The following is a 13,259-nucleotide window of genomic DNA, read 5'->3' as shown; positions in this document are numbered from 1 at the left end:
CATTTTGGACGGTTTTTTTAAATTAAAGATAGGTGAAAATATGATAGAATTAAAAAAATACCCAATAGTTACACCAATTATGGCATGTATTTTTATAATTGTTCAACGTATATTATTTTCGGGTACAGCGATTCCACAATATGACCAAAATGGTACGCGTTTTTATCTTTATTCAGTAGCATTAGGATTAGTTGCAGTTGGTGGGAATTTATTGGCTTTATATATGGGGTACCACGGAAAAAAATCAGTAGGAACCAAGCCGCTAGCTAAATTTGCAAATTTTTATTTATTATATGTTTTTGGAACATTCGTTTTAAATTTGTCTTTGGCTTCTTTTTCATTAAATATACGTGATTATTGGACGATACTCTTTCCAATTAGTCAAAATATTTTTCCATTTGCTACGGCTTACTTGCTTTTGTTTTTATTAAGCCCTTATTTATACGAGTATTTAGATCGGTTAAAGAACGAACAAATCAAATGGACTATGTCACTACTAACATTCTTTTTAATCGCTTTACCAACTTTTTTTGGAAAAGATATTTGGGGAATGGCTAGCGGCAATAGCATTTTACTTTTAATTTATTTTTACTTAGTTGGCTACACCATTTATCGGTTTAAATTTCTTCCTCGTTATCATTTGAAATTTATTCAAGTGGCTTTTGGAATAGTAATATTAGCAAGCTTAGTCTTACTAATGACGCATATTTCTCTATTTTTAAACAAAGGAACAAGTACTGCTACTCGATTCAATGTTCCTTGGTCTCTTTTTTCCGTGTATTATTCAATCTCTTTATTTATATTTTTAGAAAATGTAAATAAACGATTTTCCTTATTGCGTTTAAATTTTAATGTGCTATCTACAAGTTTATTAGTTGTACAAATCTTAGTAAACTGGCCAATTGTTACACGTCTAGTTTCTGAGAAATTTGTTCAAACAGAGGTGAAATCTGGTACTGTTTGGGCAAAACAAATTATCTATTTAACTATTGCTTATTTGATAGTAGCACTTCTTTCTAGCTGTGTTGTATTACTTTTACAAAAAATTCCGCTATATCGTAAAATTGAGCAGAATTTAAGAGTAGAAAATTTTTCACAACTAAAATTGAAATTAAGTAAGCTATGGAACTGGGTCTGCGCTTACCGCAGATTATTTTATAGTGCGCTATTTTTCTACTTATTCACGATTATGCAATTGTTATTAATTGCAGATTACGGATCGAAGGATATAGCACTTCGTTCTATTTTTACTATTTTTATCTATAGACAAGCACAAGTTTTCTTAAACGTAATAGTAATCATGGCATTCTTAATGTTAGTTATTTTATTGATTAATAGATTTTGGTATGCGTTTGCGTTTACCTTAGTGATAAATCTTGTTTTAACTATCGCGACAGTTTTGAAAATTAAATATAGACTTGAACCAATTTTACCGGCAGATTTAGCTTTTTTAAACAGTATTAGTGAAATTTTAGATATGCTAAATCCTGTCATTCTTATTGTCAGCGTCATTGGTTTAGTTTTAGTAGGAATTTATTCTTGGATTCTACAAAAACGTTTGGAAAGAACCTATCATCTAAAAATAAACATAAAAAAACGAGTATTAGGAATTGTCTCAATTTTAGTGTTTTTTTCAGGGGTCTTTTTCGTTAACCATCAGAACTCGCTACCTAATTTAGTATTTAAGCTTTTCCGTATTGATAGTCAATTTTATAATCAAAGACGTGGGACACAGATTAATGGTCCAGTTATCCAATTTTTAAGTAATATTGATGTGAAAATTATGGAGGAACCCTCTGGATACTCACAAGAGAACATTAAAAAAATTATGGCAAAGTATGATGCAGAAGCTAAAAAATTAAATACCGAGCGTCAGGATTGGCAAAAAGAGCAAACGGTTATTTTTACTCTTAGCGAAAGCTTCAGTGATCCGTCTCGATTGAAGGATATAACCTTGAATAATAATCCATTTCCGTTTATTACACAGTTATCTAAAGAAACAACATCGGGTTTAATGCTTTCCTCAGGTTATGGTGGAGGTACAGCAAACATGGAGTGGCAATCGTTGACAGGGATGGATTTAAGTAACTTGGGGGCTACCTTGCCTGTTCCTTACACTCAGTTAGTGAACAAGCAAAAAAAGACGCCGACTTTTTTAAATTTATTTGATGAAGCTGTGGCAATTCATCCATTTTCAGCAAATACTTACAGTCGTTTAAATGTATTTGAAAAGTTTGGGTTTGATAAATTTCATTATATTGGAAGTCCAGATGGATTGAATTATACACAAAAGATTGAAGCGAATCCATATATTTCAGATGAAGCAGCCTATCAAGAAACAATTGATGCGATAAATGCAACGGAAGGTAAGACTCAGTTTATCCAACTATCTACAATGCAAAATCATATGCCGTATAACAATTACTACAAAGAAGATACATTTGATTTCGAGGGAGCTGGTGTATCAGAAAGCAATAGAAATCAAATGAAAACCTATCTTCAAGGTTTAAATTATACAGATCAAGCAACGCAGAAATTTATTGAAGAAATTGATAAAATTGAAAAACCAATTACAATTGTTTGGTATGGAGATCATTTACCAGGCATCTATAAGGAACAAGATTTAGCGAAGTATCCTTTGTTGTATCGAGAAACAGATTATTTCGTATATAACAATAAATATGCTCAACAACAAAGAAAACTGCCGAATTATTCATTAGTATCTCCGTATATGTTTTCTTCATTGGCGCTTGAGCAAGCTAATATTAAAGTGACACCATTTTATGCCTTGTTAGCAGCAGTGACAAATAATTTACCAGCTACAACAATTGACCCTAATTCTGGTAGTCAAAACGTTCAGAATGGTAAAAAAGTATTTGCTAGTGATCAAAATAAAACGACAGAAGAAAAAGATCTTACTAAGGAGCAAAAAGAGTTGCTTCATGATTATGAATTGATTCAGTATGACCTAGTCGCAGGAAAACAATATTCAGCAGATTGGGCGGAAAAAAAAGTGAATTGATTGGCAATAAAAATGTTATATAAAGAAAGTAGGGCATAAGTCGTTTCGACTTATGCCCTACTAGCTATATCTTAAAATAATTAGCTGAACAAAAGCAACTTCTTCAGAAATAAGCCGAATTCTCCAAAAAATGGTATCATTAAGTAATGAAACATAACCATAAAAAATAACAAATATCGGAGGCAAAAAATGAGTAGTGTGGTTTGTCAAAGTTGTGGGGCGAATGCGTTTAGGTGGTACGATACCACTGATCAAGTGGTGGAATGTAAGTATTGTCATTCCAAGCAAGCTTTTATAAAAGGTATGGGCGTCGAGTCAGCCATAAAAGTTGTTGGGGGAAAAGAAGAAGCGGAGACGGATTCTGAATACCAAGAACGGATTATTCATCAATTTGGTTTGAAAGATCAAGTGATTGAAGTGAAGAATTATTCATTAATCGATATTCCGTTAACATTTATTGTGTGGTTGTATTTGGATATTTTATTAGGAGCGTTGTTCATCTGTGGTGGTTTTCTATCTAAAAACTATCGAGCTTGGTACGCCAATTTACTTCGTTGGCACTTTTATGGTTGGCGTTATACAAAGTCAGCGACTGAAAAAGAGAAGGCAAGTCAACGGGTTAGAGGCAGTCTGTTGATTAAATGGCTACTTCAAGAGGACCCCAACAAAACGAAAAAATTAATAATGGTTGGCGTGTCCATCCTGTTCACTTTCCTGTTCGTTTACACTACAGGAAATGGCGCTGCCTAAACGAAATATTTATTGAAACACTTTCTGTTGATAGAAAGTGTTTTTTTGTCTCGATGCATAATTGAAATTGATTAATTTAATCATTCGTATGTCATCAAAATAAGCATTGACCTGTGCTTTTACTTATGTCTATAAAATATTATAGAAGGATAGTTCAAAACATAAAATCATGTGTTTATCCTAAATAAAATCATAATAAAAAATTACTAATGGGAATGATAGGGGAGTCGTGTTGAGCGGTATATTGAGTAGTTATATGAACAAGAAGAGTCAAGCGAAAAAACTCAAAAAATCTGGCAAAATACTTTGTCCGAGGCTAGAGATATGGAAATAAAGATTTCGTTATCTGAACAAAGAAATACTTTAGCATAGGAGGGAGCGATTGAAATGATTATCCAAAATCAGCCAATTCAACTATATGAAGGAAAATGACAAAAATCGAAAAAAACTAAATGAACTGATTTGTCAACTGAAAAAACAATTGCTAACCAAATAGCGACAAATCAAGAATTAGATCAATTAGCACGGCAAGCACAAAGAAATGCTAAAAAAGCAGAAGTTGAGGGAGGTCTAGAGACTATCAACTGTTTATCGAGTGCTTGAGCAAGCGAAAAATGATGGACAACAAGCCATCCGTCGATCGTTGTTCCAACAGGAAGAAAAGTTAGAAGAGAACAGACAAGTGTATAGAAAGAAAATGAATACATATGAAGAAGAGTGGCAGGGGTTACGACGAAAGGAGAATCAGTAAATGTTTGATGAGGTTATGGAAGATGTAGCAGAAATACTCGCACGTTTACAGGAATAACTTTTACAAATTGAAAAAAACTATCAAAAAATCAACATTAGTAACTATGTAGCAAATAGAGGCCTGCGCCGATCAAAGAAACAGTAAGAAAAAATTAAAAAGAAAGAACAAGCAAAAGTAACAGCTTTAAAATCACAAAGTCAAAAGCTGTGCGCAAGAAGAGTTAAAAAATGCGGTGACGGAGTCGGAAAGTGTATAGCATGAAAAATCGGTATTTTATATCTTTGTTTTATTTACAAAACATTTAATAACTTTAGTCGTGATTGTGTTTTAATTCACAACTTTAAGTGTTATAATTTAAATGTTATAAAATATATTTATATGAAAGGGTTATTTTATGAGAAAGAATAAAAAAATATGGGCGTTTTTAGGGATTTTATTAGTTGTTATGAGCTTTTCTTTTAAATCAGGGGTAGTAAATGCAGAAGATAAAGTAATAGGTGATGATTATCCTGCTAAATGGAAAAATCTGCCTTTAGGTGCAACTACTGATGATTGGGGTATGGCTACAAGATACTGTACTTCCTTTGTGGCAAATCGATTGAGTGTGGAAAATAAGTTTGATATTAGACGTGATGGTTTAGACTGGAATGCTAACCAATGGGGAAATAATGCTAGAAGGCAAGGCTATAAGGTAGATATGATACCCAGAAGAGGATCAGTAGCCTATTGGAACAGTATGTATCATGTAGCTTGGGTAGCGGCAGTTGATGGGGATAGAGTTTTGATTGAAGAATATAATTATGGATATACAGGAAGATATAATTCTAGATGGATTAGTAAAAACTCTGTTGATGGGTATATACATTTTAAAGATATATCCTCTTCTCCTGAAAAACAAGCTATTAATAAATATATTACTATAACTAAAGATGGACAAGATTTTTTTGAAAATATTGAGTGTACTACCAAAAAAGCAAAAACAGTTAGAGGAAGAATTTATTATGTAAAGATAGCGTACAAATTGTCTAACGGACAATTATTGTACTCTGTATATGAAGATGAAAAAGGAACAGCCTGGATTGGATATTTAAGACAAGGATCTTCAGAATTTACACAGTTAGAAACTTTTAACAGAAAAAAAGTTTCTTTAACGAATAATGCGACAACACTTTGGAAAGATTTAAATTATCAAGGGAAATTAGGGATGTCAGTAGCTGGGAATGCATACACGGTAAATCGAGTATTCTATAACTCTACCAATAATGCATCTTATCATGAATTGTATCGAGGGAACACGTTCTGTGGGTATGTGAATAGTGGGGCAGTAAAAGATATAACAACGCAAACAGTTAATAAATATAGCACTATCACAGAGGCTAATCAGGATATTTTTGGTAATATCGAATTGACAAGTACTAAAGGGAAAACAGAGAGAGGAAGAATTTATTATACTACGATAGGCTATAATTTAGGCGACGGTAGTGTTCTGTATTCATTGTACAAAGATGAGACTGCAGCAGAATGGGTAGGTTATGTAAAAGAGAATGTGTTTGAATATACACCAATAGAAACGTTTGATAAAAAACAAGTAATTTTAACAAACAGTACGACAACACTTTGGAAAGATTTAAATTATCAAGGGAAATTAGGGATGTCAGTGGCTGGGAATGCATACACGGTAAACCGAGTATTTTATAACTCTACCAATAATGCATCTTATTATGAATTGTATCGAGGAAACACATTCTATGGGTATGTGAATAGCGGGGCAGTAAAAGATATAGTTAGTGAATCTATTAAAAAATATGTGACGGTGACAGAAGATAACCAAGAGATTTTTGGTAATTATGAACAAACAAATATCAGAGGAAAGACAGAGCGGGGAAGAATTTATTATTCTAATGTTTCTTACGATCTAGGAAATGGAACAATCTTACATTCATTGTATAGAGACGAGACAATGTCGGAATGGGTAGGTTATGTAAAAGAGAATGTGTTTGAATATACACCAATAGAAACGTTTGATAAAAAACAAGTAATTTTAACAAACAGTACGACAACACTTTGGAAAGATTTAAATTATCAAGGGAAATTAGGGATGTCAGTGGCTGGGAATGCATACACGGTAAACCGAGTATTTTATAACTCTACCAATAATGCATCTTATTATGAATTGTATCGAGGAAACACATTCTATGGGTATGTGAATAGCGGGGCAGTAAAAGATATAGTTAGTGAATCTATTAAAAAATATGTGACGGTGACAGAAGATAACCAAGAGATTTTTGGTAATTATGAACAAACAAATATCAGAGGAAAGACAGAGCGGGGAAGAATTTATTATTCTAATGTTTCTTACGATCTAGGAAATGGAACAATCTTACATTCATTGTATAGAGACGAGACAATGTCGGAATGGGTAGGTTATGTAAAAGAGAATGTGTTTGAATATACACCAATAGAAACGTTTGATAAAAAACAAGTAATTTTAACAAACAGTACGACAACACTTTGGAAAGATTTAAATTATCAAGGGAAATTAGGGATGTCAGTAGCTGGGAATGCATACACGGTAAACCGAGTATTTTATAACTCTACCAATAATGCATCTTATTATGAATTGTATCGAGGAAACACATTCTATGGGTATGTGAATAGCGGGGCAGTAAAAGATATAGTTAGTGAATCTATTAAAAAATATGTGACGGTGACAGAAGATAACCAAGAGATTTTTGGTAATTATGAACAAACAAATATCAGAGGAAAGACAGAGCGGGGAAGAATTTATTATTCTAATGTTTCTTACGATCTAGGAAATGGAACAATCTTACATTCATTGTATAGAGACGAGACAATGTCGGAATGGGTAGGTTATGTAAAAGAGAATGTGTTTGAATATACACCAATAGAAACGTTTGATAAAAAACAAGTAATTTTAACAAACAGTACGACAACACTTTGGAAAGATTTAAATTATCAAGGGAAATTAGGGATGTCAGTAGCTGGGAATGCATACACGGTAAACCGAGTATTTTATAACTCTACCAATAATGCATCTTATTATGAATTGTATCGAGGAAACACATTCTGTGGGTATGTGAATAGTGGGGCAGTAAAAGATATAGTTAGTGAATCAAAATTTAAGGAAAATCCTGATATGAATCAAACAGACGTACTGAAAACACAAGACAGTATGGATGAATTTATAGATTTTGATAATGATGGAAAAGAAAATAAGGAAAGTTTAAAAGAAGATATTACTGAAAAAAATCTGAGTTCTAAAGAAGAGAGTAACAAGGAGCAGACTGAAACATCTTACTAAACAAAAAACTAAAAAAAGCCACTTTCCTCTGGAAAGTGGCTTTTCCCATCCCATCTCACCTAGAAGACAAAATTTCATAAATCACATAGAGTTCCCAGTTGGAAATCTCTATTCGATAAAACTGTTCTAGGGTATAGAAAATGTTCTTAGCATTTTGGAAAAATGGTTTTTGGTTAATGGTTAGTTCCTCGAGGTTAGCAGGGATTTCATAGTCTTCAACGCCGAGCATTGTCCGCTCTACCATGAGCGCGTTGTGCATCATTAAGTTAAATTTCATTTTGCCGCTGAGTGTGAGGTCGAAACGTTTTTCAATGTTTTTTGTAACGTTTTCGACTTGTTTAATAATGACGTCAGGATTAAGAAATTCTAGTTTTTCTGACAAGCCTTCTTTCGAGAAGAAGTGAACAAACTCGTTAATCATGCTATCAATGTTATTGGGATGCATCAAGTTTTGGAAAGGTTCCATCAACTGGGTTCCTGCATCTTCGTCTAACATGTCTAAGAGGTTCACGCTAGCAACATTCGTATGATTATCTAAGTAGGACGTCGTCAAAATGAGCGAGGTTTCTTTTAAATAATTTTCTTCGGCGTTGGCAATGTCTAACGTGTTCACCAAATCTTTGTATTTTAGAGTAATGACTTTAATGTCAGTATACAGGTATTTTTGACAGATTTGTTTGATTTGCTTGGCAATATCCAGACCTGAAATACTAGAGACAATGATATTTTTTTCTACTGAAAAGCCTTCAAAGTACTGTACATCAGTTTTAAATTTTTTTTCAGCGGTTTTAGCAATACCATAGAAAAGTTGTTCGTTCATTAATTGATGACCAATTTCCAACGCATAGGCAGTGGTCAGGTTGTTGATCACCAAGAGTTCTCCAAGAATTTGCGGTTTCAAACTTTTATAAAGTTGTGTCAGGGAACCCATATCGACGAGCATAATGACGCCTTGTGATGTGTCCCGCTGAGAAAGCCAGTCTTTAACTTCGGCGACGATATCTCGGACGGAGGAGGTTAAGGGCATGTTAATCGCATCGAAAATATAGGTACCACATAATTTGTTGGCAACGGCTTGAATACTTGTGGCAGTCGATTCACCATGCGCCACGAGGAGCGCTTGGTAAGGAATCGTTTCAGAAATTTCCCCGCTGAGTAATACAGATAAGAGTACCTCTGTCAAGAAACGGTATTCTTCTGGCAGCGGACTGACTAAGTTTTTCACGAGGGAAACCGTTCGCGGATAGTGTTCTTTTAACTGTGTTTGGACTGGAAAAAGCACTGTTTCGTTAAATGTTGGCGGTAAAATTTTCAGCAATTTGGCAACATCTTTCATCGGTTTTTCAGTTTGCTCAGGTTGGTTAATAATTAGTTTGTTTTTGGTTTGGACTTCCGTGACTAGGTTTTGTAAAAAATAATCATTTTCCAAGGTTATTTCATCGTCTAAACAATATTTAATGAATTGTGTCAGTTCAGTTTTTAAGTGGGCCAGTGTTTTTTCTTTTGTAAATAAGGCTTCAAATGTTGCGAAAATATCGGAAGAAAGTGTGTCTTCTTCCAACACTTCTTTGTCTAAAGGAATCGCAATCATTGGTTGAGCTGCATCGCCAATGACGACAGGTTGATTGGGCAAAGTTTTTCGTAATTGCGACGCGCAAAGGAGCTGCACTTTGTTGGATAAACTTCCCACGTTGCCAGGTTCGTCATTTTCTAATAATGCCGTAAAGATTTCTTCGTCCACGTTGATGTCTTTGGTCATTCGTTTCGCTTCTCGGTGGAATAAGTTTTTTAAAATCGCAATCCGTTCTCGAATGGGGCGCTCTTTGAAGTTCGGAAGTGAGACGATTACGGAAATTCGGCGATAAAAGGTTGGTAATAAGACTTTTTTCGGGTTTTCGGTGGTCGCAAATAGTAGCCGGACCTTGGAATGGACCATTTTTCCTTCTTCACCAATGGGGCGGAAGGTTCCTGTATCCATAAACTGAAAGAGTTTTTCTTGGTTTTCGTTGGATAATCGATGTACTTCATCTAAAAAGAGTACGGAATTATTGGCTTGGGCCAAGAGTCCTTGCTTTTCTGATTCAGCTCCAGTAAATGCGCCTTTGGTATGGCCGAAGAGAATGGATGACAGTAATTCGGGATTGTTGGCATAATCGGCACAGTTAAAGGTGTAGAATTTTTCCAGGCCAATGATTTGTTCGTTTTTTAGATACTCATAAATCAGCTTTGCCAAAAAGCTTTTGCCGACGCCACTGGCTCCATGGATTAATAAAGGCATACCCAACGGGGGATACAACATAGCGGCTTTGCATTGTTCGATGGCTTTTTTGGCGCTGCCTTGGCTACCGATGTATTGTCGAAACACATCGGTCGTGGGGGTTGTTGCACGGGTTAATTGCCAATAAACGGGTTTTTTTCCCGTTTGTTGGACTTCACCTTTTTCCAATAATTTATTTAAGTATAAGCTGGTTACCGAGCGGCTTAATTGAATTTTTGTGGCAATTTCTTGCGTGCTCATCGGGGTGTTGCTGGTTTCTAAAATATCAACTAAGTGTTGGTAGGTCTCCAAGCGCATGATTCATCGTCCTTCCAAAAGAGAGGTCGGGACAGGGGTTGCTTCTGTTCCCGCCGTTTATCAGCTTTTAAGCCTGAGATAAAAATCACTTTGGATTTTTGTCTCAGGCTCTAAGTGTTTAATAATTAAATGTTTATTGTTTCAATTTTAACAGATGCCTAGTAATCCTAGCAAGATGCCTAAGAACATGATGCCAAACATCACTACGTTAACATTGACTTTTTTGCGTAATAGCCAGAAAGCAAGTAATGTCACGGCTAATGGTACGATACCGACGAATAGTTGATCCAAATAGTCTTGGATTTTAACTACGTCTTCGCTTCCTTTAACGGAAACTTCAAGAATCGTTTTGAATTTTACATTTGAAGCAGTCATACTGCCCATCATCATTAAGCCTAGCATACTTGATACTTTTGTGAGTATCTTCATTCCGCCTGATTCGTACATTTTTTGGATAAAACTTTCACCGATTGAATAGCCGCTATACAACGCATAATAGTGAATTAAGAACGCAGGGACGTTGTATAAAAGTAAGAAGACAATCGCCCCTAATGGCGAACCAGTGCTGGCTAATGAAATCCCAATACCGGCAGCAATGACACGCAAGATGCCCCAGAAGAAGGAATCACCGATGCCTGAAAGTGGCCCCATTAGTGAGGCTTTAACCGCTGTAATAGAGCTAGCATCAAAATTTTTGTCTTCACTGTTTTGTTTTTCCATCGAAGCAACGAGCCCCATGATGAAGTTATTGATATGCATGGTTGCATTGAACCAAGTGGTGTGACGCACCAATGCCTCGGCCCGTTCTTCCTTGGTTTTATAAAAACGATTGATAACTGGGAGTAAAGTGTACATGACACCCACTGCGTGGTATTGTGTAGCTCCTGTCCGGCTAGCGTTCATCGTCCAAGAACGCCAGAAAACAGAGCGCATCATTTTTTTCTCTTCTTTAGATAAATTCTCTTTTAACTTCATGCGAAAAAGTCCTCCTCTTCGATTTCTTTCGCGCTGCCTTCAACCGCAGAAGACGCCGCAGGTTTTCTTTTTAGAATGTCGCGAAATTCTACATCCCGTTGGGCACTCACGACACAAATTACTGTCCCGATAACCGCCACCGCAACGGCTGGTAATTGTAGGTACGCGGTTAAAACAAAGCCTAAAATGTAAAAGACGGCTAATTTATTATCCCATAACAGTTTCATTAACATAGCAAACCCAACGGCAGGTAAAAGTCCGCCAGCTGCGCTTAAGCCGTTCATCAAATTTTGTGGAATGCTTTCAACAAACAGATTTACTGGCCCGCTTCCTGCTAAAATTCCGATAAATGAAATCGAAGCGATGATTAAATAATAAATGATCCACGTTCCGTAATGCAGTGTTACAACCATTTTTTGGTTGCCTTCACGTGCTGCTTTGTCAAGAGAAGGAGCAAAGATATTCATAAAGACATTTTTTAAAAACATCACCACGAAAGCGGCTAACATCCCAATTGGTACGGCTAACGTCATGGCGGCTTTTTGTTCGACATTTGAAATAATTGCAAACGTTGTGGCTAAAGTAGTCGCAGTTACAGGTTCCGCTGCGATAACACCACCGATATTAACATTTCCTAAGAAAATTGCTTCCAAAGAGGCCCCCATTAAGACCCCTGTTTTCATGTCGCCCATTAAAATTCCTGTGACTAATCCAACGACTAAGGGACGTTCCATCATACTTTGACCAGTTAAATAATTCCCAGCAAAACAGATAAATACAGCTAAGGCTGCCATTGTTGCATGCATAAGCATTGTTCATTTCCTCCTTTTAATTGACGGCTTGTTTTAGACTTAATTTTGAGTTGGTTGGCAGGACTTGGTTATAGCTTTCCACGTGAGTCAAACTGGCTAATTCTTTGGCAGCTTCTAACTCTTCAGGGTTTAATTGGACACTTGGGAAAACCATTGTTTTGGTGGCTGGATCTGATTTATCAAAGCGGCCAGCGTTGGCAACATTCACACTTTCAATATCTGTCACGTTTTTCGCAATTTTAGTAGCATCCGCTACACTGTTCACAATTACAAAAATTCGTTTGTCTTTACCACGAGGATCATTAAAGACATCAATCGCATCATCAACTGAGCGAATTAATAGTTTCATGCCATTAGGGACAGCCATTTTTAACGTCATTTGCATTACTTCGTTTTTGGCTGCTTCATCATTCGCTACAACTAATAAGGGGGCATTCAATTCTTTGGTCCAAACTACGGCTACTTGGCCGTGAATTAATCTGTCGTCTACTCGTACTTGTGTAATCATTTTAATTTCCTCCTAAAAAAAGTTTTCTTCTTCATTTGATGGGTTTAATTCAACGAATTGAATTTGTGCTTCAGCAATTGCTGCTTGAATATCTTCTTTGGTTAGCTTTTCGCCTTCTTTTAAGAAAATCAGAGACAAGGCAATGGCTAAGTTGGCATTGGAAATGATAAAAACATTGTCTGGTTTTGTCGTCATGACTTCTTGAACAATTTTTTGATTGACACTACCACCATATAAATCTGTTAAAATAATAGCTTGTTCTTCTGCGCCAAGGGACTGAAGAAACGTTTGAATAATTGGCGTGTAGTCCTCAGGAGTCACATAGGCATTGATGACCGCCAGCTCTTTTCCTTTGTCTGCGAGAATATCCAAGGAACTTTGGAAGCCTTTCGCTAAGTTTCCGTGACTAGCAATTAAAAATTTTCTTTTCATTCTTTTCACCTCACTTTTATATGAAGCAAGTTCTGTGCCAAAAAAAGAGAACTCTAAATCCTTGATTTGAAAGGATTTTGACGCTCTTGAAACTGTTTAAACAGTTTCGAGT

The 13,259-nt window shown here is 35.7% G+C and carries 8 protein-coding genes; 3 read left to right on the top strand and 5 right to left on the bottom strand.

Features of this window, described 5'->3' with window-relative positions; genetic code table 11:
- Positions 1-4: 4 nt before the first annotated feature.
- From IGL86_RS12530 to IGL86_RS12520, 3 genes are all read left to right on the top strand, one after another.
- Positions 5-3,022: a sulfatase-like hydrolase/transferase gene (locus tag IGL86_RS12530; RefSeq protein WP_033625390.1), complete on the top strand. Its 3,018-nt coding sequence runs from the start codon at positions 5-7 to the stop codon at positions 3,020-3,022.
- Positions 3,023-3,211: 189 nt separating this feature from the next.
- A complete protein-coding gene (locus IGL86_RS12525; protein WP_033625391.1) occupies positions 3,212-3,772 on the top strand; it encodes a hypothetical protein in 561 nt (186 codons plus the stop codon).
- A 1,145-nt stretch (positions 3,773-4,917) separates the two neighbouring features.
- Positions 4,918-7,845, top strand: coding sequence for a CHAP domain-containing protein (locus IGL86_RS12520; protein WP_430605616.1), 2,928 nt, complete (start codon positions 4,918-4,920; stop codon positions 7,843-7,845).
- 55 nt (positions 7,846-7,900) lie between these two features.
- Here the strand turns inward: IGL86_RS12520 and IGL86_RS12515 are convergent, their stop codons facing one another.
- The 5 genes from IGL86_RS12515 to IGL86_RS12495 form a co-directional block, all read right to left on the bottom strand.
- Positions 7,901-10,420, bottom strand: coding sequence for a sigma 54-interacting transcriptional regulator (locus IGL86_RS12515; protein ID WP_033625645.1), 2,520 nt, complete (start codon positions 10,418-10,420; stop codon positions 7,901-7,903).
- A gap of 147 nt (positions 10,421-10,567) precedes the next feature.
- Positions 10,568-11,395: a PTS system mannose/fructose/sorbose family transporter subunit IID gene (locus tag IGL86_RS12510; RefSeq protein WP_033625644.1), complete on the bottom strand. Its 828-nt coding sequence runs from the start codon at positions 11,393-11,395 to the stop codon at positions 10,568-10,570.
- A complete protein-coding gene (locus tag IGL86_RS12505) occupies positions 11,392-12,207 on the bottom strand; it encodes a PTS mannose/fructose/sorbose/N-acetylgalactosamine transporter subunit IIC (RefSeq protein ID WP_002365419.1) in 816 nt (271 codons plus the stop codon). Before IGL86_RS12505 ends, IGL86_RS12510 begins: the two co-directional genes overlap by 4 nt.
- Before the next feature lie 16 nt (positions 12,208-12,223).
- Positions 12,224-12,715 (bottom strand): PTS system mannose/fructose/N-acetylgalactosamine-transporter subunit IIB, encoded by a 492-nt coding sequence (locus IGL86_RS12500; protein ID WP_002354800.1) that lies wholly within the window; start codon positions 12,713-12,715, stop codon positions 12,224-12,226.
- Between the two features lie 12 nt (positions 12,716-12,727).
- Positions 12,728-13,147 (bottom strand): PTS sugar transporter subunit IIA, encoded by a 420-nt coding sequence (locus tag IGL86_RS12495; RefSeq protein ID WP_002354802.1) that lies wholly within the window; start codon positions 13,145-13,147, stop codon positions 12,728-12,730.
- Positions 13,148-13,259: the final 112 nt, after the last annotated feature.

This window comes from Enterococcus sp. DIV0774 (assembly GCF_050539095.1).
GTDB classification, from domain to species: Bacteria; Bacillota; Bacilli; order Lactobacillales; family Enterococcaceae; genus Enterococcus; species Enterococcus faecalis.
This window is presented reverse-complemented; position numbering and strand designations above follow the sequence as displayed.

Excerpts from the sequence above, each read along its gene's own strand:
- IGL86_RS12525 (WP_033625391.1), top strand. The coding sequence starts at position 3,212 with ATGAGTAGTGTGGTTTGTCAAAGTTGTGGGGCGAATGCGTTTAGGTGG.
- IGL86_RS12520 (WP_430605616.1), top strand. The coding sequence starts at position 4,918 with ATGAGAAAGAATAAAAAAATATGGGCGTTTTTAGGGATTTTATTAGTT.
- IGL86_RS12515 (WP_033625645.1), bottom strand. The coding sequence starts at position 10,420 with ATGCGCTTGGAGACCTACCAACACTTAGTTGATATTTTAGAAACCAGC.
- IGL86_RS12510 (WP_033625644.1), bottom strand. The coding sequence starts at position 11,395 with ATGAAGTTAAAAGAGAATTTATCTAAAGAAGAGAAAAAAATGATGCGC.
- IGL86_RS12505 (WP_002365419.1), bottom strand. The coding sequence starts at position 12,207 with ATGCTTATGCATGCAACAATGGCAGCCTTAGCTGTATTTATCTGTTTT.
- IGL86_RS12500 (WP_002354800.1), bottom strand. The coding sequence starts at position 12,715 with ATGATTACACAAGTACGAGTAGACGACAGATTAATTCACGGCCAAGTA.
- IGL86_RS12495 (WP_002354802.1), bottom strand. The coding sequence starts at position 13,147 with ATGAAAAGAAAATTTTTAATTGCTAGTCACGGAAACTTAGCGAAAGGC.